Genomic DNA, 21,448 nt, shown 5'->3' with positions numbered 1-21,448 from the left:
TTCGCTGTTGTGGTGCAGCACTGGTCTCCGATGTCTCAGCTGCAGGCGTCGCCGGAGCCGGGGATCTGGTACGTGTTCGACCACAGCAAGAGGATCGCGATCATCCGCCATGTCGAGATCCGCGGCCGTAGGCTGCTGCGTTCCGTGACGTTCGATCGCGATCCCGAGCGGCGAGTGTTGATCGGCTACTTCCCCGACGATGCAATGAGGCTCGCTGTCGAGTGCACCTGGTCGGAGTATGTGAGGGCGACTGGTCCACCGGTGAGCAATCGTCGATGATCGCGTGCCACCGGGGCAAGAGAAAACGGCACCCGGCCGGAGCGTGGAAATTGTCACATTCACCAACGATCCAACTGAGGAGGAGCCATCGCCCCGAGGGGCGGAAGGGAACCTGCTCAACAGCCGGGTGCCGCGCCTTAGTGTACCGCGCGGGGCGGTCAGAGCGGGGTGGATTGGAGGAGCTCGTCAGCGACTCGGTCGAGCAGCTGAGGGGTGAGCTGCTCGTGGCGTCCTGCGCGCTTTATGGCGTCGATCGTCGCGAGGATCGTGGTGTGCGCGTCCGGTGCAGAGGGGATGGTCTTCTGTGCCTGTCGGATGCGTGCGCTGAGCTCAAGGATCGCGGTCTCGTCGCGTTCATTGTTCGCGTAGCCGGCGGCGAGCTCGAGCGACTTGTGTAGCAGGCGGGTCTCGGTGGTGGTGAGCGGTGCGGTCATCGTGTCCTCGTGTTCAGGAGATCTGCGGTCAGTCGGGCGAAGCGTGTGTCGACGTCGCGCTGGTCGGGGAGATCGACGTCGGCCGCGATGGGTCGGGCGTCGTAGAAGTGGTGCCGGATGACGCGGCCCCGGTGGTCGACCAGGCCCTCACCCTCGCCCTCGATCGGCTCGAGCAGAGCGACGATGGTGACGGCGAGCTCGCGTGCTGTCGCGCGCTCCCGGATGAGGGCATGATCTCCGAGGCGCAGTGCCGGCCACGCAGTGAGCTCGGGGTCGGTCATGAGGGTGTTCCTTCCTTGCTTCTGGGGGAGGAGCGGCGTAGCCGCCGAGCGGATTTGGGGAGGGGTTCGTTGCGAGGCAGCTTCGCGAGGCGCCAGTCATCGCGGACGGCGATCGCGGCGGCGAAACAGGTCATGAGCGTGGGGTGGTGGTGGTTGGCGCATCCGGCGCGGGTCTGACATCCGAGGTCGTAGCCCTCGGGGCTGCCGTGGATGATCTGTCGAGCGACCTCGTCGGAAAGCATGGCCTGGTCCTCAGTCGAAGCTGGCGTCGATCAGGAGGTCGAGCGCGTCGGCGAGCTCACGGAGCCTGTAGCTGCGTCGACCGGCGATGACGTGGCCGAACAGGTTGACGAAGTGCAGCTCGCGAGTGGTGGTGTCGGCGACGGCGACGGTATGGACGTCGTGAGCGTCGATGTACTGCCAGCTGATGATGTAGTTGCGGCCGGCGACGTGCGCTTGAGCCCAGCGGAAAAGCAGTGCACCGAGCGGACCATCTTCGGATGCGCGGGTCGAGTAGGGGTCGGCTGGCACGATCGCGTCGACGGAATGGAAGCCGACAGAGGAGCGGGAGATCTCGTAGCTGTCCAGCGGGATGTCGAGGAAGAGATCGTTGTAACGGGTGCCGGTGTCATCGGTGATGACGATGTTGTTCAGAGTGCTCATCGTTGTCAGTCCTCTCGGGTGGGGGGTCATGCGGCGCAGCTGGCGAGCTGCGCGCGGAGCGTGGAGTAGTCGGCCGGGTTGACCGTCAGCTGGTAGGCGGTGAGGACGTCGACGAAGCGCGCAGCGTAGGCGCATCCGTAGTCCGCGTTCGGGGGCATCCATTCGGAGGGGCCGCGATCGCTCTTCGACTGGTTGGTGCTGCCGTCCGTGGCCTGCAGATTGAGAGGATCGTTGGCGAAGCGCTCACGCTGGGCCTCGTCCCATTCGTCGGCGCCCTGACGCCACCCCCACGCGAGCGGCACGACATGGTCGATCTGCACGAGCTCACTCGTGCCCTGGCCGCGCTCGAAGGCGATCGTGAGCCCGGTGTAAGGGTCGTGAAGCGTTCCGGTGAGGACGACGCAGTCGTGTGTGCCGGGCTTGGTGGTGATGTTCTCGAGCGCGGCCGCGAGTGCGTCGTTGCGCTGGTCACAGCCGTTGCGGTCGATGTCGGCCCAGCGTTGCCCGAACGCGTCACGGTCGTAGCTGTCCTGGTCGGCTGCATCGGCCACGACGAGCTGCTCGAGCTCATCGAGGGCTGCGGCGGCGTCCGCGGAGATCTCTGCGGTAGGCACAGGCACAGGCGCGGGCGCGGTGTCGGTGAGGTCGCTGACGCCGGAGGGCTGGCTGGTGATCGCGATCGCGCCAGCGAGCAGGGCGACGACAACAGCGCCGGCGGCGGAGGCGAGGCGTGTGGTTCGGCGGTTCATGAGTGGTCCGTTCAGAGGAAGAGGGCGGCGCCGAGTACGACGGCCGCGGCGACCGCGGCGACGCTGAGGAGAAGGGTGACGAGGAACTTGAGGCTGCGCCGTACCGTGCGCTCTGCGCGGCGTGCAGTGTCGACGGTGACGAGGATGCCGACGAGGCCGCCGCTGCCCAGCAGAAGGGGAGCGAAGTCGCGGGCGGTAGACAGGGCGAGATCCATGGGTTCCTCCGGGGTATTCGTCTAGGGGTATAGGTCGCAGTTCGGGGTGTTCGCGGACAGAGATTCTCGGGGGCGGGCATAGGCGAGCCCGCCCCCCGAGGGCTGTTACGCGGCCGCGGCCTGGTCGTCGGCGCCGAGCATGGCGTCGGCGATCGCGTTGACGGCACGGAGGACGTTGCCGGCGACGCTGCGGATGAGGTCGACGTCACCGCCGGCCCATCCTGCGACGTACCCGATCGACCACGCGGACGTGTCGAGTCCGAGGAGGCCACCGGCGCAGTACGCGACCGACTCGGCTTCGGTCTCGATCACTCCGCGGTGCTCGCGGGTGCTGCCCTCGTCGAAGTGCAGAAGTGCGTGACCGATCTCGTGCAGGAGGGTCTTGACGCGCATGGCCGGTGCCATCTTGCTGTCGACCCGGATCTGTCGGGCCTGGCCATCGGTGTACCCGTTGAGCCCGTCCTGTGCGATGTCCTCGAGCGCGACATCCCAGCCCTGCGCGGTGATGAAGTCGGCGAGCTGGTCGAAGAGGCCTGCGACGTCGTCGCCCTCGAGGTAGATGGCCGGCTGCTCGGGGAGCGGCTCGCCATCGGTGTCGCGGACGTCGAACACGGAGAGCACCGGGTAGATCACTCGACTGCTGGTGGACTCTTCTCCGGTGGCCTCGTCGACCTCGACGATCCGCTTGGTGGAGTAGCCGAAGATCTTGATCGACTTCGCGCCCTTGACGACGTGACGGCCGAGGGTCTCCCACTGGCGGTAGCCGAGGCAGTGGGTGCCGCCCTGCGCGAGGATGAGCATCTGGTTGGAGAACGAGCGCCGGCGGACGATGCGCGCGAAGCGCAGCCAGGCCTTCCAGTTCTCGCTCTCGGCCAGCGTGGCGACCTGTGCGGTGAGCTGCTCGTGGAGCGCCTCGGCCTGTGCGCGGCGCTCTTCCGGGGTGCGGCGGGTGGTGCCGCTGCGGCGGGTCTTGGTGGTCATGGTGTCCTCCCTCAGAGTGGACGAGTAGTGAATGTGACATTCACTAGTATGAGGCATTCGATATGCCCCGTCAACTCCGATTTGCACCCGCCTGCAGCGGGGGTCTCAGCCCGGAAGGATGTCGGTGGCGGCTTTGGGGTACGCGGTGCGCGGCAGCCCGATCGGCAGCCGGCGACGCTGGGAGCTGCTGCCAAGAGGGAAGGCGTATCGGAAGTTCCCCGGATGCCTGATCTTCGTGACATCGAGCGCGGCGAGCGCCTCGCGCAGCCAGGCTCGCGGGTCTTGCCCTGCGCGGCGGATGGGGGCGCCGAGCGAGACCAGGTGTCGCTCGGCGGCGTCGGCGCCTCGCTCCTGTCCTCTTACCTTGGACAGAGATCTCTCGGAGAGCACGAGGCCGCGGCGGGGGAGGTAGTTCAGGGTGCGTGCGGTGCTGCGGCCGAGGGCGATCGCGTTGACGCTTTGGTATATCCCGCCGATGTGGCCGGGCGAGGTCTGTTCGATGCGCTCGATTGTGGTGCCGTTGTCGAGGGTCTCGGTGATCTGTCGGCGCCGTGGCAAGGGGTCGGCGAAAGAGACGACGCCGCGGATGCCCCGGTCGTAGGCGTGGCGGAAAGCGCGTGCGAGGAACCAGGATTCGGCGTTCGCGGGTGTGTCGGTGAGTACGAATCGGCCGAGCTCGATGCTCTGTTCGTAGGGCTCGAGCGTGCCGAAGACGGAGCTGAGGACTCCTCTGCTCATCGGGGTGGAGAAGGTGGCGACGCCGACCAGTGCCATCTCGTCGACCATGGCGCCGTTGATGGGGAAGCGGTCGTCGCGGGTGAGCAGCCCGATCGAGAAGCGTGCTGCGGGGAAGGATGCTGCGTAGTGCTCGTCGATGACGAATGCTCGCGCGGCGGCTTCCGTGATCGGGGCCACCTGGTATAGACGGGGGTCGAACCCGCCTTCGGAGATGTGGCGCCACGAATGGGCGCCGCGAGACCAACGCTGGCAGTAGTCGCTCGCGGGGGAGGAGGGCGGCTCGGCCGGCATGAGTACCGGCCGAGCGTTCAGGGTGGGCATGAGGTCAGATCTGCGCAGCGATCGCGCGGAGCTGCTCGTCGACGTCGGGGGCGACGTCGATCCACTCACCGGTCCTGGGGTGCAGCCCGACGATGAGCGCGGTGCTGAACAGCAGTGCGCTGCGGCCGTGCTCGGTCAGGTAGAGCGAGGCGAGCAGGTTCGGCTCTGTGACCTTGAGACCGGCTTCCTCGTCGACGAGCAGTGCGTGGCCGTTGGTCAGGCGGAGCTCTGCGACCCAGCCGCCGATCTCGCGCTGGTAGTCGGGCAGCTCGTCGATGCGGATGGTGTCGATCTCGCCAGCGGGGGTGATCTTGATGGCCGTTGTCATGGAGTCCTCCTCAGATCAGAACGGTAGTGAATGTGACATTCACTGATGGTACGCGGGCGACGTACCCTCGTCAACCGCCGTGGACTAGAGGAGTGCTGAGTCGACGCGGCAGCACTTCTGCTGCGCATAGGGGCGTTCACTCAGCGGCATCCAACCCGGTTCCCTTCGCCGAATGAGCCGGGGATGCCCGGCTTCCCCCTCCGTGGTCATGTGGGGGCCGGCGTTGGTCCAGCAGTTCTGCGCGCGCGTCTCGCACCACAGCGCGAGCCGCGCTTCGCGGGGGAGGCAGGCACGATGTGTCCACCAGGCGCGCTTCTCGCCGTAGGGTCCGAACTGGTGGCCCTCGCTGTGCGCGATCGCGTCGTGGACGGCGCGGAAGACGTCGTTGGCGAGCATCGGCGCCCGCTCGCCCGTGGGCAGGGTGACCGTAACGCTGCGAGCCATCGGATGATCCGGCGGAAGGGCCCCCTCGCTGTGCTGCGAGACCTCGGTGCGGAAGTAGAACAGGTGCTTGTTCTCGCGGAGATCGGCCAGCATCGCGGCAGAGTCGGCGTAGGGTTGCTCGGTCTCGCCGTGCCAGGGCTCGAAGGTGTAGCCGGCTTCTGTGAGCATGTCCCACTGAGCGCCGATGTGCTGCCGCAGTGATCGGTAGGAGCGGGCGACCTGCGGGTGCGCGGGCTCGTGCGGTGCGGCCGCGTATGCCCTCGCTGCAGCGATGTCGTCGAGCTCGGTCAGTCGGGGGATCGGCGTGCGCTGTGGGAAACCGTGCGCATCGGCGTACCGCTCTCTGAGCGACTGGATCTCCTTGATCGGCTGGTGGTGACGGTAGCTGTCGTTGCCGGGCACGAAGGCAACGTGCGCTCGAGCGAAGGTGGGTTCTGTTCCGAGACGGGCGGCGATCGCGTTCACGGCGGATGCCGGCAGCGGATACTCGGCGGGTTCCGCGATCTCGAGCTTGCCGTCATAGAGCCTGCCTCCCGGTGCGCCGGCGGCGCGGAGAATGTCGAGGGTCTCCTGGACCTGCTGCTGCGAGCCGGTGCCGGCGGCGAAGCTGTAGACCCGGTCGGGGCCGTCAGCGTCGAAGTACCCGGCCATGATGCTGTCCTGCTCATACCGCCCCGCCAGCTCGCCGGCCCAGTCGGTGACCTGCTCGAAGCTGTCCGCGTGGACGATGTAGGCGCCTGCAGGCTCCGACGTGCCCTCCCAGAGCCCGTCCGCGTGCTGCAGCTCGGAGATCTCGATCCCGTGACGTTCCGCGGCCGCGCGCAGGGTGTCTTCGTACTCGATCCACTCGTCGGTGTCCCAATAGCTGGGGCGCGAGCTCATCCGCATCAGCTCGCCCGAGACCGGCCGGAACGGGGTCGCGCCGATGAAGGCCTCAAGCTGCTTCTCGGCGTTCCGCTCGCGCTTCTCGGCGCGGCGACGCCGCTGCCCTTCGGCCGTCGACGACGGGCACCGCCGCCCTCCGTGGTCGATGTCGTCGCACATGGCCTCTCCCGTTCGTCTGCTGGGTATAGGCCGGGGTTGGGGGTGTTCGCGGACAGAAATCGGGGCCCCGCCGGTCGGCAGGGCCCCGATGAGGGCGGCATGGTCAAACGTCAGCCGTTGAGCTCCTCCCACACCTGGTAGGCGCGGTGAAACTCCGGGCTGTCATCGTCGCCGTCACGCACGAGCTGGTCGAGGTACTCGTCGAGCTCAGCCTGGGAGAGCTGGCGGGGATCCTTCATCCTTCGGCTCCCGCCTCGGCAGGCGGGCAACTGCACCGTGCACGCGGCCGCGAACCGTTCCAGTTCCCGACGTAGAACAGCGCGCACGGCCATTCGTGCTCGCCGCGGCGCCGCAGCCTGGGGACGGTCACCGTGAGCTCGCTGCCCAGGCTCAGCGCGTCCATGATGTCGTCCGCGATGTAGCCGGCCTCCTCGTCCGCCTCGTCCGTGTGCTGCTGGATCGTGCGCACGATCGTTGCGCGCACGTCCAGCGTGACGGTCGGCGATGCCTCGTTCATCGGGTGTCCTCGTCGGGGTCCACACGCTGGATCGCCTCGTGCAGGCGGGCCAGTCGGTCCTCTCGCACGATGATGACGAAGACCACCGCAATGCCGGCAAGAGGCAGGAGCACGATCGGGGCGGGGACCACGATCACCACGCCGACAGCGAGCAGCACGATCGGCAGGATCACCCTCAGCGTTGCGCGGCGGTGCTGACCGAGCTCGTTCCTGATGCGATCCTTGATGACCCCGTCCTGCTGTGCGAAGGCGGTGGCCGGGTCCGAGGAACGCAACATGCTCCGGATTGCGCGAGTTGTCCACTCGCTCAGCGTGCGCTGATGCCGATCCCTACTACTCTCACGCCCGGTCATCGCGTGTACTCGCTCGGGGACGGGATCGGCAGGTCAGGATCGCGGATCTCGTACTGCCGGTCCTCCACGTAGGCCGCGTACTCGTCTGCGAAGTCGTATGCCTCGGCCTCGCTGTGCCCTTCCTGGCGCGCATGATCGAACGCGCTCCGCCACGGCTGACCGGTCGAATCGAGCGGCGGGTACAGGCGGTCGATCAGCACCTGATTCGCAGCGTCGTCGATCCTTCCGCGAGCCTCGGCGTCGGCGATCGCTCTCGCAGTCGCATGTGTGCCGTCTCGCAGCCGCGACAGATCACTCGAAGAGGGCACCACCCGCGCATAGGTGCAGTCGTCCCACCGGCAGTAGGTGGTCGTCTCCTCTGGCGTGAGCGGGCGGGGAGTGACGCTCACCAGCGCGGCGCCGCGTCCGCACACGGGGCATCGTCGAGCCTCCGCGCTGCGGACACCAACGCCGCGGCGATGGGCTGTGTTGTTCCGGCGCTCGGTCATCGCTCGCTCCCGCTCTCGTTGGGCGGGTTGGTGATGATGAACCCTGTGCCGGCGTCGGGCTGGTCCTGGCGCAGTCCGACGATCTCGGTGTCGGTCGCGTCGGTGTCGTTGAGGGTCTGAGCGAGCAGGTCGGCGTACTCGTCCGCGGTGAGTGCCTGGACCGCGGCGGCGTCGGTGACGTCGACGGGCTTGCCGTTGACGTGGAAGATGCGGGTCATGGGGTTCTCTCCTGCTGATGCGTCGTGGTGTCCATCCTCGTCGTGGGTCAGCGGAGGTCGAGCTCGACGCTGTCGGCCTCGAGGTCGGGGATGGTCTGGGCAGGGTGGCTGAACGTGACAGCCGGGCCGTGGACGATTACACGGTCGCCGCGGTGGGTCGTCAGCCGGAGCATCTCGGCGAGGATCCCGTTGGCGTGGACGTTGTATGAGCCGGCGTCGGTCTCGACGCGGAACCCTACGCGCGCCTGACGGTCGGTGAGTCGGCGGACGAGGGTGAGCGGTGTGCGGACGGTTCCTGCGATGGTGACCGCGGTGCCCGTGGGGGCTGCGGCCTGGGTGATGGTCATGGCCTGTCTCCTCAATCAAATAGTGAATGTGACATTCACTGACTATACGCCTGCGAGTCTGGTAGGGGAACCCCCGTGCCTGACTGTGCCGCAGGCCCTTCTTGCTGGGTATAGGCCGGTCTTGGCGCTGTTCGCGGACACCCGAGTTGCGAAGATCGGTGAGGTTAGTCGTCGATGCTGCTGTCGGGTTCGTCACACGCGCCACTGTTGATGGCATCGACGCCGGCTTTCGTGAGCACCCAGCCGGGTTCGACCCATGAGTAGCGCTCGATCAGACCGCGCCTGCGGAGAGACTGGATGGTGCCACCGGGAATCCCCAGGCCTGTCGTATCGAGGTAGCTGGCGCCACCGGAGGGGGACCGGCCATCGGCGATCATCCGCATGGTGACCCGCTGCGACCAGTTCAACGGCGGGGCCTTCTTGCGGCGGTTGAGCTGTCGATGTCAGGCGGAACGTGCGAGCTGCGCAGCGGAGGCGGTCGGCTGCAGCGCGAGGAGCCGCTGCGCCTTCGCTGCTTCGATCTCGCCCGGCAGCTCTCCCTTACGAGCGCCGGAGCGGCCGTAGAGAAGGACTTTCACGCCGGTCTTGGAGGCCTGCGCTCGGTCGGCGATCTCGAGGATGGTCATGCCGGAGGCCATCAGTTGTCGGACGTGCCGGCGAACGGGGTCAGCGGGCACGCGCGGGGCCTGCGGGGCGATGCCGGCTTCCCGCCGCCGGCGTCGCTCTTCGGTCAGCGATGCGTCGGCGCAGGAGATCTCGGCAGGGCATTGATCTCGGTCCTTGCAGCCGAGCTGGTAGCCGTAGGCGGTCCCGTGGTGTTCGGCCGGGATGCTCTGTTCCTTCCGGTTTGCCATCCACTGCCGGTGATACTCGCGGCCCGCCTCGATGCACTCCGGTCGATCGCAGCCACGCGCCCGGCAGGCGTTGGTGCCGTGCGGCTGCAGCTGCCGCGGTCGGGAGACGCGAGGGGCCCGCGGGGTCTGCGGCCGCGGCATCCGCGGCCTGGCCGGCGGTGCCGGGCGATCATGCTTCGCGAGCTCGTCGACTGCTGCCTGATGCCTGGCGGTGGCGTCCTGCAGAGCACGCTCGATCACGCCGCCGACCGATAGGCCGCTTCCGGCGGCGATGGTGGCCGTCTTGAGCGTCTCGACCGCGGAACGCAGCTGGACGCGCAGATCCCGGTGGTCGCTGCGCCACTGTGCGAGCTCGTCGACGTGACGATCCAGCGCTGCTTCGTAGCCGTCGACCGTCTCCGCGAACGTGCTGGCACGCTCGACGGGGAGCGTCTCGGCCGCGAGGCGGGCCTTGTCGATCCACTGATAGCCAGGATGCGTGCGCGTCCTCAGCAACGTCGGTCGCGGGGTCGCGATCCTCAGCGGCGCCGTCTTCGGCGGGCGGGCGGGCCGTGCTGTCGGTGTGCGCTTCGAGGCCTGCTTGGGTCGGCGGGGCTGCGTGGCTTCGGCCGCGGCCCGGCGCTCTTCTCGAGCGGCGATCTTGTCACGCTGCCGGGACTGGTCGCGTGCGGCTGCGTCGCGCTCGAGGATCTCCGCAAGGGGCGTGCCGGCGTCGATGAGCTTCGCGAAGGAGAAGTCGCCGGCATAGCGGGTGTGGATGGTGCGGCAGGGGATGAGCGCGGGGCACGCTGCAGTGCGGCATCCGCGGCGGTACCCGTCCGGGGTGCCGTGCGGGAAGCTGTCGTCGAGCAGGTCGAGGGTGGACATCACGTTCGGCCTCAGTAGCGCAGGAGCTTCGCGGTGACGAGCGACAACAGCGCCGCCCGTTGCGGAGAGTTGAGGCGGGAGAAGTGCGCGCCCAGGGTGTCCAGTGCTGCGGTGAACTCGGCAGGCAGCCCGTCGAGATCCCGCTTGACGCGCCGCTCGTTCGCGTCGCGCTGCGCCTCGGCCTGATCGGTCACACGCCACTCGTCGGTGGCCGCGCGGTCGGCATAGGCGCCCGTGATCCGTGGCGCATGCAGCCCGCGGGTGTAGAGCGAGTTCGGCTCGTCGATCGGGCGAGTGATCGTGATGATCGCGCCGACCGGCGCCGACGTGTACGGCTTGTACGAGCCGAGCTCCTTGTCGGAGATCTCGCCGTCGACGAGCGTGCGGTACCAGTGCGCGAGCTTGCCATTGCCCGCCTGCCTGCGCCCGACGTAGACGACATCCTCAGTGACGGTCTCTGCCGATTCGCTCATGGGCGATCTCCTCAATCAATCAGAAAGTAGTGAATGTGACATTCACTGATACTAGAGAGGTTGCAGCGTTCTCGCAACCGTCGTCGTCGTCGTCGTCGCCGAAAGTCGAGAGCGCTGCCTGTCGGCGGGCACGGTGCGCATGGGCTCATCACGAGGCGCTTCGATCTCGAAGCCGCACGCGCCGCAGCTGTGCAGTCCGACGCCATCGACGTCGTCGGATGGGATGTACATGGTGGTGGGCTCTTCGCACATCAGGCAGCGCATGGTGATCTCCGATCGTGTGGTCAGGCGGTAGCCGCCGGGGTGATCTGCTCGACGGTGGCTGAGTAGCCGCGGTGGGAACCCCAGGCGGCGGCGATGCGGTCGGCGACGTCGCGGTCTTCGCCGAGGTAGGGGCGGTATCGCTTGCCTCGCGGGTCGGTGATGACGACCTGGACGACGCCGGAGGGCTCGCGCACGGTGACTCGGGCAGCAGGGATTGGGTGGGCGTGGACGCGGCCGGCGATGATGAAGGTCGGGTACAGATCGCGTGCGAGCTCGGGGGAGCGGAACACGTCGTGGACCCATGCCGTGATGGCGATCGCGCCGGCAGGACTGAACCCGATGAGGCGGGCGGGGAGCTGCTCGAGCCCGGAGCGGACGAAGTAGTGCTCGTCGACGAGTATCGGCGCCGGCGGATGCAGAGACCGCTCGTCGTGGGCGGGGTAGATCGTCAGGCTGGTGCGGCTGTTCATGAGGCGCTCGTTCATGCGGTGCGGCGGATGCCTACGGCGATGATGTGCGCCTTGGTGGGCCGGGAGTAGAAGCCGAAGCTGTCGTCGTCGTCCGAGGCGGAGACGGTGGCGGTGAACGCGACGACGTCGCCGCGCGTCGCGGAGGAGATCTCGGAGGGCTTGGTGCCCCACACGCGCCAGCCCTCGCCCTGGACGAGGATCTTGACGGTGATTCCCCACTGAGTGTCGGTGGTCTTGGTCGCGAGGATCTCACCCTGGATGAGGGTGCGTCCCGTGGGGACCGGGCGGCGCGCGGCCAGCTCGAGCTCGAGCTGCTCGAGCAGCTCGTGGGCAGTGCGGACCTCATCGGCGTCGAGGGTGCCGGTGGAGTCCTCGAGCGAGTCGAGGAGGTAGCCGATCTTCTCGCGCAGCGGGTTGCCCTCCCGGATGCTCAGATGAGCTTCGGTGAGCTGGTCGCGCAGGCCGGGGTGCTCGGCCTCGAAGGCAGCGCGACGGGCGGTGATCGCGCGCGTCGTGTCGATGTGCTCGGCGTGCGCCTTCGCGTGGGCGCGGGCGGTGGCGCGAGCGCTGCTGACGAGCCGGCTGCGAGTGCCGGTGCCGTGGCAGTCGAAGCAGATCGGGCGACCGTGGCCATCGGTGAAGTGGGTGGGCCCGGTGTACAGGCCGGTGCCGATGCACTTGCCGCAGGTGTCGGTGATCCGCTCGGAGCCCTTGCGGCCGGGGAAGGGGTCGACGTAGAAGTCGTGCCAGTCTGCCGGTGCGGTGGTGTCGATGCTGTCCATGGGATCCTCCGATGCGTCTGTGGGTATAGGCCGCGGATCGTTCTCTTCGCGGACATGAAGGGGAAGGTGCGGGGGCGGCTATGTCACGGAGCCGCCCCCGCGGCGGCGACCTGGTTGGGAGGACGGCGGTCGCCGTGAGGGACGGAGCGAAGAGCGCGGCGAGCGCTCGTCAGGCTGCGGTGTGGCGCCTGTCCCTGGGAGGGGAACGGCGTTGCGCGGTTCCCCTGGCTGTGGGTCTGTGGGGTCTCCCTCTACTCAGTTAGTAGTGAATGTGACATTCACAGAGTAGGGGGTTTCTGCGTGCGGGTCAAGCGTCGATCTTGTAGGGATCTTTCTGAAATGTCCATTTCGCAGTTGAAATGTCCACGCGATGTCCATATGGACATTTCGGACGCCGGCCGACCGTCGCGATCATGTGGGCGGCGGTTTCACAGCGCCTCAGCTTCTCTGCTGGATCGCGGCTACGCGATGTCTCCCCTTTCACGTCTGAGTGGCCATCGGTCTGATCGGGCCATGAGCAGGATCAGTTTCGCGCGTCGCCCCCGCCCTCTGGTTCCGCGCTGCGGGCGTCATCGTCGTGGCAGGCTTCTTCGCGTCGTTGGTTACCGGTGTCTGCTGCCCCGGCGCCCCCGCCAGCGGAACATCGACGTGCGGAACGTTCGAGCGCTTGACCGCCGGGATCGACAGATCACGTGGCTCTGGCTCGCACGGACGGTCATCGTAGGCGCCATCGCGGCGCTCGAGGTGGGCGTCTTCGGTCGAGTCACCCTTGGCCGACTTCCTTGCGGGCATGGCACTGTTCGGGAGCTCGAGCGGACGCAGGGAGGTCATGAAATTGCCTTTCGCGGATAGCGGAGGCGATGAACGCTGCGTTCACCTATGGTTGGGGTCGTGGTCGCATTGCGCCCATACGATGTGCGGCGAACCCGAAAGGTGATCACCGGCTACATGAACTCGCCCCTCAACGAGCCGCCGCTCGGCGGAACCATCGACCACATCCTCTCGATCCTGCCGTCGCTCGTACCGAGCGCGCAGCGCGTCGCCCGCATCTGCGCCGAGCGACCCCACGACGTGGTCGACATGTCGGGCGCCGACCTCGCCGAAGCCGCCAACACGTCGCCGGCCACCGTCAGCCGCACCGCCCAGGCGCTGGGGCTGCGCAGCTTTCAGCACCTGCGCATGCTGCTCGTGCGTGACCTCGCCGCCGACGCCACCGCCGCGCCCGACGCACCCGCCGGCACCGAGGGCTTTCTGCGGTGGCTGGCCGAGGGGCGGGTGGGATGCTGCAGACCGCGCTCGCCTCGATCGACCCGGTCGCGTTCGACGCCGCTGCCGACGCCATCGCCCGCGCGCCGCGCCTGCTGATCTCGGGCACCGGCGCCTCGCACGCCGCCGCCCAGGCGTCGGCCGTCGCGTTCGCCGTCAACGGCCGGCCCTGCGAAGCGCCCGCTGACGGCGTGGTCGCCCACCTCACCGCCCGCGTGCTCGCCCCCGGTGATGTGTGCCTCATCGTCAGCTCGAGTGGCGCCAACTCGGTGACCCTCGCGGTTGCGGACGCCGCCGTCGACGCCGGCGCCACCGTGATCGGGGTCACGAGCTTCGCCCGTACCCCGCTCACCACCCGCGCCGACCACCTGCTCGTCGCCGGTGCGCGCTTCCAGGCGTGGGATCAAGGCATTCTCGGCAGCGGGCTCGTACAGCTGCTCGTGCTCAACGCCCTGCAGATCGCCGTCGCCGACCGCATGAGCGACGCCGCCGACCGCGCGCGCCTCGCGGTGCGCGAAGAGGTGCTCGACATCGTCGCCGACGACGGCTCCGACGCCGAGGCATCCGACGTGCCAGACGTTATCGACCACGGCGATGGGCGTTGACACTCCGTTTGCAGGAAATTCACTTTCCTCGATTGCAATAGCTCTGCAAGCGGATTTCGCGGGAAGGCCCCGGTTCGTCAGGTCGCTTGCAGAAGGCGACTCATGGGAACGATCCAGCTCTCTGGTGTCGGTCGCTCCTTCAAGAGCACCGCCGCCGTCAGTGATATCGACCTGATCATCGAAGACGCCGCCGCGCAGATCACCGAGTCCACCGGTGCCCCCTCGATGAGCGCGTCGTGCGTGATCACCGGCGGCAGCTGGTGCATGCAGGGCCTCTTCCTCTCGAACGGCGCCCAGGTGCTGAGCGATGACCGCACGACGATCGAGTTCGGCTCGGACGCCGCGATCGATACGGTCGCGACCTTCACCGAGATGTACGAGGACGGCGTGCTCACCAACGAGGACTTCACCAGCCAGTACGAGGCGTTCGCGCAGGGGAAGACCGCGATCCACGTCAACAGCTCGGCCCTGCAGGGCGCGTTCATGATGGGCGCCGAGGCCGGTGGCTGGACCCTCGACGCTCACACCCTGCCCGCGTTCGGAGACCAGGCGGTCGTGCCCACCAACTCGGGCTCGTTCCTCGCGATGTTCGCCACCGACCCCGCCAAGCAGGCCGCCGCGTGGGAGCTCATGCAGTTCATGACCAGCCCCCGCGCCTACGAGATCATCTCGACCCAGATCGGGTACCTACCGCTGCGCAGCAGCATGGCCGACGAGGGCGGACCGCTCTATGACTGGGTCGAAGCCAACCCGCTCGTGAAGCCCAACCTCGAGCAGCTCGACGCGCTCGAGCCGTGGGTGTCGTACCCCGGCGACAGCTACGCCCAGGTCGACCAGGTGCTCGCCACCGCCATCGAAGACGCGGTCTTCTACGGCGCCGACCCGGCCGCCACTATGACCGAGGCCGCCGAGCGCGCGCAGGGGCTGATCGAATGACCATCGACCTCGACCTGACGCCTTCGGCGACGGATGCCGCGGCCGCTTCGTCGCCGGATGCCGCGACCGCGGCGCCTCGTGAGCGTCGCCACGCCGTGGCCGGCCTCTACAACCTGCGCGACACCGGCGGCTACCGTGCAGCCGGCGGCACCAGCCGGTGGGGCAAGCTGCTGCGGTCAGATGCTCTGCACCGCATCGACGCGACCGGTCGCGACCGGCTGGCCGAGATCGGCGTCGCCCACATCATCGACCTGCGCGGCGGCGACGAGCGCGCCACAGCGCCGAGCGCGGTCGACGGGCTCGAGGTCACCGTGCACCACCTGCCCGTGTTCGACGACGCCGACCCGGCCGCGCAGGCCACCACGCACGTCGGACTCGTGCCCGTCTACGACCACATCGTCGACGAGCGCGGGGCGCAGCTGGTCGACGCGATCCGGGTGATCATCGCGGCTGACGACGACGACGCGGTGCTCGTGCACTGCACCGCCGGCAAAGACCGCACCGGTCTCGTCGTGGCCTTCGCGCTCGCCGCCGCCGGGGTCGACCGCGACGACGTCGTGGCCGACTACGCCGCCACCGCCGAGAACCTGCGCGGCGAGTGGTCAGACGCGATGACCGCCGTCTTCGAACAGCGCGGCATCGAACTGACCGCGGGAATGGTCGAACTCATCACCGAGAGCCCCGCCGAGGTGCTCGAGGCGCTGCTCGAGCGCATCGACCGCGAGCACGGGTCGATCAGCGCCTACCTCCTCGCCCACGGACTCACCCCCACCGAGCTCGAGCGTCTCACCGCCGTGATCATCGACCCCGCCGCCACCGCGGTCTGATCGGAAGGAACACACACCATGTCGCACATCGCGAGCCAGCATCCCGCTCCCGAGCACTTCATCCTGCATGTCTCTGACACCCACTTCGTGGGCGACGGCGACCTGCTGCACGAGCGCATCGACAGTGACAAGAACCTCGCAGAGCTGTTCGACGGCTTCACCAAGGCCAACGCCCGCCCCGAAGCGATCGTGTTCACCGGCGACCTCGCCGACACCGGCCGCCCCGACGCCTACGAGCGCCTGCGGGCCATCGTCGAGCCCGCCGCCGAGAAGCTCGGTGCCCAGGTGATCTGGGTGATGGGCAATCACGACGAGCGCGTCGCGTTCCGCCGCGGCCTGCTCGACGAGGAGGCCGACCAGTCCGAGCCCGTCGACCGCGTCTACGACGTCAACGGTCTGCGCATCATCGCGCTCGACTCGACGGTGCCCGGGCAGCACCACGGCGAGATCAGCGACGAGCAGTTGGCGTGGCTGCGCCGCGAGCTCGAAGTCCCCGCGCCCGACGGCACCCTCATCGCGCTGCACCACCCGCCCGTGCCGAGCCCGATCGGGCTCATCGCCCTGGTCGAGCTGCGCGACCAGGAGCGCCTCGCCGAGGTCATCCGGGGCACCGACGTGCGCGGCATCCTGGGCGGTCACCTGCACTACTCGACCACCAGCACGTTCGCGGGCGTGCCCGTGTCGGTCGCGTCGGCGACCTGCTACACGCAGGACCTCGCCGTCGCCTACCCCGGTGCCCGCGGCCAGGACGGCGGCCAGTCCTACAACCTCGTGCACGTCTACGGCGACCGGGTGCTGCACTCCGTCGTGCCGATCGGGCAGTTCCCGACCGTCTACGAGATGACTCCCGAGATGCTCGAGGCGTTCATGAACATGACCCCCGACGAGCAGCTCGCCGCCGTCAACGCGTCGGCGGGAGAGTAGTCAGCCCGTGAACAATAATGTCTCGTATCTACATCTCCTCGAACGGAGCAGTTCATGACGGATTCCACGCTCGGCGCAGTCTCTGCGACCGCGATCACGAACACCAGGGTCTTCGACGGACACAGTCTGAGCGCCCCCACGACGGTCGTCGTCCAGCCCGACGGGCGCATCGGTGACGTATCAGCGGATGCGGTCGTCGTCGGTGCCGCTGTCGTCAACGCGGAAGGTACGGTGCTCCTTCCTGGCCTGATCGACTGTCACATGCACCTGAAGGGGCGCGAGTCCCTCGAGACGCTCGCCACGTACGGTGTCACCACCGGCCTGGACATGGCGACATGGCCCGCATCACAGTTCCAGTCGTTGCGGGGACTGAGGGGAGTCGCTGACTTCCGCACCGCCGGCATGGCGGCGACATCTCAGGGCAGCACGCACAGCCGCATTCCGACCTATCCGGACGTCGCGCTGGTCGATTCCCCCGACAAGGCGGAGCGGTTCGTCGAGGTGCAGGTGGCAGACGGGGTGGATTACATCAAGATCATCGCCGATCTGCCCGGTCCCACCCAGGACGTGCTCGATGCACTCGTGGCTGCTGCGCACGCGCGGGGGCTCAAGGTCATCGCGCACGCAGCCCTGTACGAAGCTGTGCGTATGAGCCTCGCTGCGGGGGCCGACATGATCACCCATGCTCCACTCGACCGCGCGCTCGACGATGCGACGGCTGAGACGATGCTCGCCCAGGGCACGGTGTTCATCCCGACCTTGACGATGATGAAAGGCGTCGCCGCGAATCTCACCGCAGCGGGCGTTCCCGGTGTGAGCTATGCACACGCCCACGAGAGCACGCGCGCGATGCATGCCGCGGGCGTTCCGGTCCTGGCCGGCACCGACGCCAACACCTTCACACGGGCATCGCCGCCATACGGCGAGAGCATGCACGACGAAGACGCCTACATCGGGCTCCTCGAACGGGCAATGCCGCCATACGGCGAGAGCATGCACGACGAACTCGCTCTGCTCGTGGACGCCGGCCTGTCAACAGCCGAAGCGCTGCGCGCTGCCACCTCGACGGCCGCGCACGCGTTCTCACTCGACGATCGGGGGGCGATCACCCCCGGATTGCGAGCCGACCTCGTGCTGGTGGACGGCGATCCGCTCACCGACATCGCTGCCGCGCGTCGCGTTCTGCGTGTGTGGTGCGGCGGCATCGAGGTGTGAGGGCGTCCTCTCGACCGCGGTGTCACTCCACGGCGGTGTTCGCGCCGTGGTGCCACGCGAGCACCCGGTTCTCGACGACGATGAGCAGCAGGTTGAACACGTACCCGAAGATCCCGATGAGCACGATGCCCGACCACATGTCCGTGATCGCGAACGACCTCTGCGACTGAAGAACGAAGACGCCGATCCCGTTGCCTCCCGCCATCATCTCGCTCACGACGACCATGATGAGCGCGAGCGAAAGACTCGTGCGCATTCCGGCAAAGATCTGCGGAGCTGCCGCGGGAAGTGCGACCTGCAACTCGTAGCGGAACCAGTGGATGCCGTACACCCGGGCGGTCTCGCGCAGTCCGGGGTCCATTCCTCTGATTGCAGCTTCGGTATTGAGGAGCACGGGCCAGAGGCAGATGAAGGTGATCAGAATCACCTTCGCGGTGTCGTCGAGGCCCAGCACGATGATGACGAGGGGAATCAACGCGACCGCAGGGATCGCGCGCAGGAACTCGAGCACGGGTGCGAACATCGCCTGGAGGCGGTGCGCCTGACCGAGAACGAACCCCACGACCACGCCGATGACCACAGCGCCGATGAACCCGATCATCATCCTGGAAAGACTCGGCAAGACGTCGCTCGCCATCCGCGCGAAGAGCCAGTTCTCCTGGAAAGCGACTAGGGCGTGTCTCCCAAAGGTTTGGGCTGGTCGCTGGAACGCTCGGTGTGTGTCTCGAACGGAGTTGCTGACTGATGCGCAGTGGGAGCTGATTGCTCCGTTGATGCCGTCCTCGCAGGGGCGTCGTGGTCGGCCGTTCGCCGATCATCGCACCGTGGTGGAGGGCATCATCTATCGCTACCGGACCGGGATCGCGTGGCGGGACTTACCCGGGTGCTTCGGGCCGTGGCAGACGGTGTGGAAGCGGCACCGCCGCTTCAGCGGTGATGGGACGTGGGACAAGATCCACAGCGTCCTGCTGGCCCATGCCGACGCCGCCGGGCTGATCGACTGGGAAGTCTCGGTGGACTCCACGATCAACCGCGCCCATCAGCACGCCACCAACCTGCCCCGGGACACAGGGGGACCTGACGAATTACACGAATCTGCGCATCGAGCCGCCTGATCACGCCATCGGCCGCTCCCGCGGCGGCCTGTCGACGAAGATCCACCACCTGTGCGACGGGAACATGCGGCCGCTGGTGATGCTGCTCGGGCCCGGGCAGGGCGGGGACTCCCCGATGTTCGAGCACGTGATGAACGCCCTGCGGGTACCGCGCCTGGGTGGGGGCCGGCCACGCACCAGGCCCGACCGGGCGCTGGGTGACAAGGCTTACTCTTCCCGGGCCAACCGCAAGCTGTTGCGCCGGCGCGGCATCCAGGCCGTCATCCCCGAACGCGATGATCAGATCGCCAACCGCAAGCGCCGCGGCGCCAAGGGTGGTCGCCCGGTCACCTACGACACCGAGGCCTACAAGCGCCGCAACGTCGTCGAGCGCGGATTCAACATCTTCAAGCAATGGCGCGCCTTGGCCACCCGCTACGACAAACTCGCCCTGACCTATCGCGGCGGCGTCGTCCTACGCGCCATCACCATCTGGCTCAAGGCTTTAAGAGACACGCCCTAGCGCCCGGGTATTGTCGGCACGATGCCGTTGCCGCGTATCCGTTGTTGAAGGGGTGAGTATGTCTGCTGTTGTTGCGCGACTTGACGTGGACCTCACGGATATTGAGTGCATTGTGAAGGTCACGCGGCCACTGGTCGGAGTACCGGACTCCGTGAACTGGACGGAGTTGCCGTCGGGCGTCGCGAAGATCTCCGCTGACGCGACGTTGTACATCTTCGATGACGACGACGAGGGGGAGCCGGAGCGTCGTGTCATCGCGCGCGCTACTGCGTACACCGTCGACCTCGACCGGGTGGGTGACGTCGTTGACGTGTTCGATCAAGTAGGCGGCGAAGCATTCGAGATCACCGAGTCGATTCTCGGTGATGAGAACGTCTTCGAGTGGCTCGACTCCCGCGATCCGCTGGTTGGCGAGCAGGTGTCGCAGCTCGTGATCGTCGAGGGCGTCTTTGTGGAGCCACCGTACCGGGGTCAGCGCCTTGGTCCACGTCTGCTCACGACGCTGGTGGAGACGGTGACCGGCACGGGGAGGGAGACTCTCATCGTTCTCCGCGCGCAACCGGTGCCGTGGGAGCACCTGTCCGAGATCGAGTTTCGGCGCTCCCGAAAGAAGGTCGCTGCGTCGTACGAAAGCGTCGGGTTTGCGCACTTCCGGGACAACATCTATTGGCGTCACAACGCGTTCGTCGGGACCGAGAACCTCGAGGCGTGAGTCACGCCCCCGGGTATTTGGGAACCTTCAGGTCGACCTCCCCGGCCAGGTGGCGAGCGTCGTCGGGCGGGTCCAGTTGCGGCGGGCGGTGCGCTCCGTGGTGAGATCGTGCGGAGCGGCAACGATCCACACGGTCGCTTCCCGCGTCGATCAGATCCGACGAGCCCTCACTGACTATCACCACGATGGCTCACCAACGTCTACGACGAAGACAACCCGGCCGGATCCTCCACCACACCAGGGGACAGGACCATCAATCAAGAAGGGTTTCTCATGCAGTCAGCGCCTCGAGGATGAGACCGCGCACGTGATCAAAGTCGAGGTCGGCCGGAAGCTGGAGCCACGCGTTCTTCTGACCCTTGTAGTGTGTCCCGACGCCGGCGTCAACGAGAGCCGCCGTGCGCATTGGGTCAAGCTTCACCACCACCTGCCCGCCGCTGGTCATGGCGCGCACGGCGCCACTGCTGCTTCCCGAGACGATGAGACTGCCGCGGTGGTTCCGTGACACACCGTCAAGCGCAGTCATCTCGTGAGCGATCGTGTCGAACACTTCATCCCCAGTCATCACGGTTCTCCCTTCATGCGCGGTCGACGACCCCAAAGCGATCCCTACAGGTGGCCCTCAGAAGAAGTGTCCCACTCAGGCTCCTTCACGCGGAAGACCACGGCGCGCAACGCTTCGGGCGCAGAGCTGCGGATCAAGGCCGCCGGGTTACCGGCTCGCAAAACGTTGGAGGACTTCGATTGGGATGCGCAGCGGAGGGCGCTCGCAGACCAGTTCTGACGACCGACAGCAGTTCATCGTCAGCCGGTTCCTACAGATGTCACGCTCCGAGTTGTCCATTTCGCAGGGGAGATGTCTACGCGATGTCCATATGGACCTTTCGGGGCATTGGGGCGAGTCGCTTCGGTGGGATTCGCAAAAAACGTCGAGACGCCGACTGACCGGCGCTCGTAGATTCGAAGCGTGTCCTCAGTCGTCCTTCCACTCACCGCTCAGCGGCATGCGGAACGTGTGAGCCGGGCACTTCACTGGATGGAGGAGCGTCTCGAGGAGCCGGTGACCCTCGCCGAGATCGCGGCGGTCGCTGGTCTTTCGCCGCATCACTTTCACCGCGTCTTCCGTGCGGTCGTGGGTGAGAACCCGAAAGCGCACCTGCGCCGGTTGCGGCTTGAGCGAGCGGTCTACCGACTCAAAGTCAGTACGGACACGGTGCTGCACATCGCGTTGGAATC

33 protein-coding genes are annotated in these 21,448 nt (G+C 67.4%); 9 read left to right on the top strand and 24 right to left on the bottom strand.

Going from position 1 to position 21,448, the window contains the following annotated elements; genetic code table 11:
- Positions 1-437: 437 nt before the first annotated feature.
- The 22 genes from V2S04_RS14625 to V2S04_RS14520 form a co-directional block, all read right to left on the bottom strand.
- Entirely contained in the window at positions 438-713 is a 276-nt protein-coding gene (locus V2S04_RS14625; RefSeq protein ID WP_005052758.1) for a hypothetical protein, read from the bottom strand.
- Entirely contained in the window at positions 710-994 is a 285-nt protein-coding gene (locus V2S04_RS14620; protein WP_005052760.1) for a hypothetical protein, read from the bottom strand. Before V2S04_RS14620 ends, V2S04_RS14625 begins: the two co-directional genes overlap by 4 nt.
- A complete protein-coding gene (locus V2S04_RS14615; RefSeq protein WP_005052762.1) occupies positions 991-1,236 on the bottom strand; it encodes a hypothetical protein in 246 nt (81 codons plus the stop codon). The genes V2S04_RS14620 and V2S04_RS14615 overlap by 4 nt, the downstream gene beginning before the upstream one ends.
- A 10-nt stretch (positions 1,237-1,246) precedes the next feature.
- On the bottom strand, positions 1,247-1,657 hold the full coding sequence (locus V2S04_RS14610; protein WP_005052764.1) for a hypothetical protein: 411 nt from the start codon (positions 1,655-1,657) through the stop codon (positions 1,247-1,249).
- Between the two features lie 26 nt (positions 1,658-1,683).
- Entirely contained in the window at positions 1,684-2,406 is a 723-nt protein-coding gene (locus tag V2S04_RS14605) for an HNH endonuclease family protein (RefSeq protein ID WP_005052767.1), read from the bottom strand.
- 11 nt (positions 2,407-2,417) lie between these two features.
- A complete protein-coding gene (locus V2S04_RS14600) occupies positions 2,418-2,621 on the bottom strand; it encodes a hypothetical protein (protein ID WP_005052768.1) in 204 nt (67 codons plus the stop codon).
- 105 nt (positions 2,622-2,726) lie between these two features.
- Positions 2,727-3,602, bottom strand: coding sequence for an ArdC-like ssDNA-binding domain-containing protein (locus V2S04_RS14595; RefSeq protein ID WP_062633409.1), 876 nt, complete (start codon positions 3,600-3,602; stop codon positions 2,727-2,729).
- 105 nt (positions 3,603-3,707) lie between these two features.
- The gene (locus tag V2S04_RS14590; protein WP_043341031.1) at positions 3,708-4,517 is read right to left on the bottom strand and encodes a hypothetical protein; all 810 of its coding nucleotides are present in this window, start codon (positions 4,515-4,517) and stop codon (positions 3,708-3,710) included.
- A 148-nt stretch (positions 4,518-4,665) separates the two neighbouring features.
- A complete protein-coding gene (locus V2S04_RS14585) occupies positions 4,666-4,989 on the bottom strand; it encodes a DUF3846 domain-containing protein (protein ID WP_005052776.1) in 324 nt (107 codons plus the stop codon).
- Between the two features lie 84 nt (positions 4,990-5,073).
- Positions 5,074-6,477: a hypothetical protein gene (locus V2S04_RS14580; RefSeq protein ID WP_005052778.1), complete on the bottom strand. Its 1,404-nt coding sequence runs from the start codon at positions 6,475-6,477 to the stop codon at positions 5,074-5,076.
- Positions 6,478-6,587: 110 nt separating this feature from the next.
- Positions 6,588-6,716, bottom strand: coding sequence for a hypothetical protein (locus V2S04_RS14575; RefSeq protein ID WP_005052780.1), 129 nt, complete (start codon positions 6,714-6,716; stop codon positions 6,588-6,590).
- Positions 6,713-6,994 carry a hypothetical protein gene (locus tag V2S04_RS14570; RefSeq protein WP_005052783.1) on the bottom strand — a complete coding sequence of 94 codons (282 nt, stop codon included), beginning with the start codon at positions 6,992-6,994 and terminating at the stop codon, positions 6,713-6,715. Before V2S04_RS14570 ends, V2S04_RS14575 begins: the two co-directional genes overlap by 4 nt.
- The gene (locus tag V2S04_RS14565; protein ID WP_043341033.1) at positions 6,991-7,272 is read right to left on the bottom strand and encodes a hypothetical protein; all 282 of its coding nucleotides are present in this window, start codon (positions 7,270-7,272) and stop codon (positions 6,991-6,993) included. Before V2S04_RS14565 ends, V2S04_RS14570 begins: the two co-directional genes overlap by 4 nt.
- A 71-nt stretch (positions 7,273-7,343) precedes the next feature.
- Positions 7,344-7,760, bottom strand: a complete 417-nt coding sequence (locus V2S04_RS14560; RefSeq protein WP_043341034.1) for a hypothetical protein — start codon at positions 7,758-7,760, stop codon at positions 7,344-7,346.
- A 71-nt stretch (positions 7,761-7,831) separates the two neighbouring features.
- Positions 7,832-8,053 carry a hypothetical protein gene (locus V2S04_RS14555; protein ID WP_005052790.1) on the bottom strand — a complete coding sequence of 74 codons (222 nt, stop codon included), beginning with the start codon at positions 8,051-8,053 and terminating at the stop codon, positions 7,832-7,834.
- Between the two features lie 47 nt (positions 8,054-8,100).
- Positions 8,101-8,400: a hypothetical protein gene (locus V2S04_RS14550; protein WP_062633405.1), complete on the bottom strand. Its 300-nt coding sequence runs from the start codon at positions 8,398-8,400 to the stop codon at positions 8,101-8,103.
- 164 nt (positions 8,401-8,564) lie between these two features.
- Entirely contained in the window at positions 8,565-8,807 is a 243-nt protein-coding gene (locus V2S04_RS14545) for a hypothetical protein (protein WP_005051904.1), read from the bottom strand.
- Between the two features lie 36 nt (positions 8,808-8,843).
- Positions 8,844-10,121, bottom strand: coding sequence for a hypothetical protein (locus V2S04_RS14540; protein WP_005051902.1), 1,278 nt, complete (start codon positions 10,119-10,121; stop codon positions 8,844-8,846).
- Between the two features lie 11 nt (positions 10,122-10,132).
- Positions 10,133-10,594, bottom strand: coding sequence for a hypothetical protein (locus V2S04_RS14535; protein ID WP_005051901.1), 462 nt, complete (start codon positions 10,592-10,594; stop codon positions 10,133-10,135).
- 284 nt (positions 10,595-10,878) lie between these two features.
- Entirely contained in the window at positions 10,879-11,328 is a 450-nt protein-coding gene (locus V2S04_RS14530; protein ID WP_062633397.1) for a hypothetical protein, read from the bottom strand.
- Positions 11,329-11,339: 11 nt separating this feature from the next.
- Positions 11,340-12,110 (bottom strand): hypothetical protein, encoded by a 771-nt coding sequence (locus tag V2S04_RS14525; protein ID WP_413639090.1) that lies wholly within the window; start codon positions 12,108-12,110, stop codon positions 11,340-11,342.
- Between the two features lie 480 nt (positions 12,111-12,590).
- Positions 12,591-12,941, bottom strand: coding sequence for a hypothetical protein (locus tag V2S04_RS14520; RefSeq protein ID WP_005052795.1), 351 nt, complete (start codon positions 12,939-12,941; stop codon positions 12,591-12,593).
- Positions 12,942-13,058: 117 nt separating this feature from the next.
- Here V2S04_RS14520 and V2S04_RS14515 point away from each other — a divergent pair, with 117 nt between their 5' ends.
- From V2S04_RS14515 to V2S04_RS14490, 6 genes are all read left to right on the top strand, one after another.
- Positions 13,059-13,475 (top strand): MurR/RpiR family transcriptional regulator, encoded by a 417-nt coding sequence (locus V2S04_RS14515; RefSeq protein ID WP_165801295.1) that lies wholly within the window; start codon positions 13,059-13,061, stop codon positions 13,473-13,475.
- The gene (locus V2S04_RS14510; RefSeq protein WP_005052796.1) at positions 13,391-13,981 is read left to right on the top strand and encodes an SIS domain-containing protein; all 591 of its coding nucleotides are present in this window, start codon (positions 13,391-13,393) and stop codon (positions 13,979-13,981) included. The genes V2S04_RS14515 and V2S04_RS14510 overlap by 85 nt, the downstream gene beginning before the upstream one ends.
- A gap of 102 nt (positions 13,982-14,083) precedes the next feature.
- A complete protein-coding gene (locus tag V2S04_RS14505) occupies positions 14,084-14,917 on the top strand; it encodes an extracellular solute-binding protein (protein ID WP_005052797.1) in 834 nt (277 codons plus the stop codon).
- Complete coding sequence (locus V2S04_RS14500; protein ID WP_005052798.1) at positions 14,914-15,744, top strand: tyrosine-protein phosphatase; 831 nt, start codon at positions 14,914-14,916, stop codon at positions 15,742-15,744. Before V2S04_RS14505 ends, V2S04_RS14500 begins: the two co-directional genes overlap by 4 nt.
- An 18-nt stretch (positions 15,745-15,762) precedes the next feature.
- Positions 15,763-16,668, top strand: a complete 906-nt coding sequence (locus tag V2S04_RS14495) for a phosphodiesterase (RefSeq protein ID WP_005052799.1) — start codon at positions 15,763-15,765, stop codon at positions 16,666-16,668.
- A 54-nt stretch (positions 16,669-16,722) separates the two neighbouring features.
- A complete protein-coding gene (locus tag V2S04_RS14490; RefSeq protein ID WP_294947802.1) occupies positions 16,723-17,883 on the top strand; it encodes an amidohydrolase family protein in 1,161 nt (386 codons plus the stop codon).
- A gap of 22 nt (positions 17,884-17,905) precedes the next feature.
- Here V2S04_RS14490 and V2S04_RS14485 read toward each other — a convergent pair whose 3' ends face one another.
- A complete protein-coding gene (locus V2S04_RS14485) occupies positions 17,906-18,487 on the bottom strand; it encodes an ABC transporter permease (RefSeq protein ID WP_005052801.1) in 582 nt (193 codons plus the stop codon).
- A gap of 169 nt (positions 18,488-18,656) precedes the next feature.
- On the opposite strand from V2S04_RS14485, the gene V2S04_RS14480 reads away from it, so the two are divergent.
- Together V2S04_RS14480 and V2S04_RS14475 are read left to right on the top strand one after the other, a co-directional pair.
- Positions 18,657-19,500, top strand: a protein-coding gene (locus tag V2S04_RS14480) for an IS5 family transposase (protein WP_241186004.1) whose coding sequence is annotated in 2 segments (ribosomal slippage) — positions 18,657-18,962 and positions 18,964-19,500 — 843 coding nt in all. Because the reading frame shifts where the segments join, the coding sequence is not laid out codon by codon here.
- A gap of 58 nt (positions 19,501-19,558) precedes the next feature.
- The gene (locus tag V2S04_RS14475; protein WP_005055300.1) at positions 19,559-20,212 is read left to right on the top strand and encodes a GNAT family N-acetyltransferase; all 654 of its coding nucleotides are present in this window, start codon (positions 19,559-19,561) and stop codon (positions 20,210-20,212) included.
- 271 nt (positions 20,213-20,483) lie between these two features.
- Here the strand turns inward: V2S04_RS14475 and V2S04_RS14470 are convergent, their stop codons facing one another.
- Complete coding sequence (locus V2S04_RS14470; protein WP_171024331.1) at positions 20,484-20,780, bottom strand: hypothetical protein; 297 nt, start codon at positions 20,778-20,780, stop codon at positions 20,484-20,486.
- A gap of 399 nt (positions 20,781-21,179) precedes the next feature.
- Here V2S04_RS14470 and V2S04_RS14465 point away from each other — a divergent pair.
- Positions 21,180-21,448 (top strand): helix-turn-helix domain-containing protein (locus V2S04_RS14465; protein ID WP_236968437.1); only part of this gene is annotated, 269 nt, incomplete at its 3' end.

The organism is Microbacterium sp. OR21, assembly GCF_047306785.1.
GTDB classification, from domain to species: domain Bacteria; phylum Actinomycetota; class Actinomycetes; order Actinomycetales; family Microbacteriaceae; genus Microbacterium; species Microbacterium esteraromaticum_E.
The sequence above is the reverse complement of the archived record's forward strand: the minus strand, read 5'-3'. Positions and strand labels throughout refer to the sequence as shown.

Coding starts and splice junctions, on each gene's coding strand:
- V2S04_RS14625 (WP_005052758.1), bottom strand. CDS start 713: ATGACCGCACCGCTCACCACCACCGAGACCCGCCTGCTACACAAGTCG.
- V2S04_RS14620 (WP_005052760.1), bottom strand. CDS start 994: ATGACCGACCCCGAGCTCACTGCGTGGCCGGCACTGCGCCTCGGAGAT.
- V2S04_RS14615 (WP_005052762.1), bottom strand. CDS start 1,236: ATGCTTTCCGACGAGGTCGCTCGACAGATCATCCACGGCAGCCCCGAG.
- V2S04_RS14610 (WP_005052764.1), bottom strand. CDS start 1,657: ATGAGCACTCTGAACAACATCGTCATCACCGATGACACCGGCACCCGT.
- V2S04_RS14605 (WP_005052767.1), bottom strand. CDS start 2,406: ATGAACCGCCGAACCACACGCCTCGCCTCCGCCGCCGGCGCTGTTGTC.
- V2S04_RS14600 (WP_005052768.1), bottom strand. CDS start 2,621: ATGGATCTCGCCCTGTCTACCGCCCGCGACTTCGCTCCCCTTCTGCTG.
- V2S04_RS14595 (WP_062633409.1), bottom strand. CDS start 3,602: ATGACCACCAAGACCCGCCGCAGCGGCACCACCCGCCGCACCCCGGAA.
- V2S04_RS14585 (WP_005052776.1), bottom strand. CDS start 4,989: ATGACAACGGCCATCAAGATCACCCCCGCTGGCGAGATCGACACCATC.
- V2S04_RS14580 (WP_005052778.1), bottom strand. CDS start 6,477: ATGTGCGACGACATCGACCACGGAGGGCGGCGGTGCCCGTCGTCGACG.
- V2S04_RS14575 (WP_005052780.1), bottom strand. CDS start 6,716: ATGAAGGATCCCCGCCAGCTCTCCCAGGCTGAGCTCGACGAGTACCTC.
- V2S04_RS14570 (WP_005052783.1), bottom strand. CDS start 6,994: ATGAACGAGGCATCGCCGACCGTCACGCTGGACGTGCGCGCAACGATC.
- V2S04_RS14565 (WP_043341033.1), bottom strand. CDS start 7,272: ATGTTGCGTTCCTCGGACCCGGCCACCGCCTTCGCACAGCAGGACGGG.
- V2S04_RS14555 (WP_005052790.1), bottom strand. CDS start 8,053: ATGACCCGCATCTTCCACGTCAACGGCAAGCCCGTCGACGTCACCGAC.
- V2S04_RS14550 (WP_062633405.1), bottom strand. CDS start 8,400: ATGACCATCACCCAGGCCGCAGCCCCCACGGGCACCGCGGTCACCATC.
- V2S04_RS14540 (WP_005051902.1), bottom strand. CDS start 10,121: ATGTCCACCCTCGACCTGCTCGACGACAGCTTCCCGCACGGCACCCCG.
- V2S04_RS14535 (WP_005051901.1), bottom strand. CDS start 10,594: ATGAGCGAATCGGCAGAGACCGTCACTGAGGATGTCGTCTACGTCGGG.
- V2S04_RS14530 (WP_062633397.1), bottom strand. CDS start 11,328: ATGAACAGCCGCACCAGCCTGACGATCTACCCCGCCCACGACGAGCGG.
- V2S04_RS14525 (WP_413639090.1), bottom strand. CDS start 12,110: ATGGACAGCATCGACACCACCGCACCGGCAGACTGGCACGACTTCTAC.
- V2S04_RS14520 (WP_005052795.1), bottom strand. CDS start 12,941: ATGACCTCCCTGCGTCCGCTCGAGCTCCCGAACAGTGCCATGCCCGCA.
- V2S04_RS14515 (WP_165801295.1), top strand. CDS start 13,059: ATGAACTCGCCCCTCAACGAGCCGCCGCTCGGCGGAACCATCGACCAC.
- V2S04_RS14510 (WP_005052796.1), top strand. CDS start 13,391: ATGCTGCAGACCGCGCTCGCCTCGATCGACCCGGTCGCGTTCGACGCC.
- V2S04_RS14505 (WP_005052797.1), top strand. CDS start 14,084: ATGGGAACGATCCAGCTCTCTGGTGTCGGTCGCTCCTTCAAGAGCACC.
- V2S04_RS14500 (WP_005052798.1), top strand. CDS start 14,914: ATGACCATCGACCTCGACCTGACGCCTTCGGCGACGGATGCCGCGGCC.
- V2S04_RS14495 (WP_005052799.1), top strand. CDS start 15,763: ATGTCGCACATCGCGAGCCAGCATCCCGCTCCCGAGCACTTCATCCTG.
- V2S04_RS14490 (WP_294947802.1), top strand. CDS start 16,723: ATGACGGATTCCACGCTCGGCGCAGTCTCTGCGACCGCGATCACGAAC.
- V2S04_RS14485 (WP_005052801.1), bottom strand. CDS start 18,487: ATGATGATCGGGTTCATCGGCGCTGTGGTCATCGGCGTGGTCGTGGGG.
- V2S04_RS14475 (WP_005055300.1), top strand. CDS start 19,559: ATGTCTGCTGTTGTTGCGCGACTTGACGTGGACCTCACGGATATTGAG.